Origin of the sequence: Bradyrhizobium jicamae, from assembly GCF_001440395.1 — a bacterium.
Taxonomy (GTDB): Bacteria; Pseudomonadota; Alphaproteobacteria; order Rhizobiales; family Xanthobacteraceae; genus Bradyrhizobium; species Bradyrhizobium jicamae.
On the sequence record NZ_LLXZ01000219.1, the window covers coordinates 1 to 231 of the forward strand.

The 231-nt window shown below is 74.0% G+C and carries 1 protein-coding gene; it reads left to right on the forward strand.

Features of this window, described 5'->3' with window-relative positions:
• Window positions 1-231 (forward strand): NAD(P)H-hydrate dehydratase (locus tag CQ12_RS38715; RefSeq protein WP_283807441.1); only part of this gene is annotated, 231 nt, incomplete at both ends.

Sequence of the window (231 nt, forward strand, 5' to 3'; positions counted from 1 at the left end):
GGGCAGGGGCGGGGCTCGTCACGGTGGCCTCGCCGCGCGACGCGCTCGCGGTGAATGCCGCGGCGCTGACGGCGGTGATGGTGCGCGCGGTCGACAACGTCGTCCAGTTTGCCGAACTGCTCGAGGACAGGCGGCTCAATGCCGTGGTGATCGGCCCTGGCGCCGGCGTCGGCACGCGCACGCGCGATCTCGTCCACACCGCGCTGGCGGCGAAGCGCGGCCTTGTCCTCG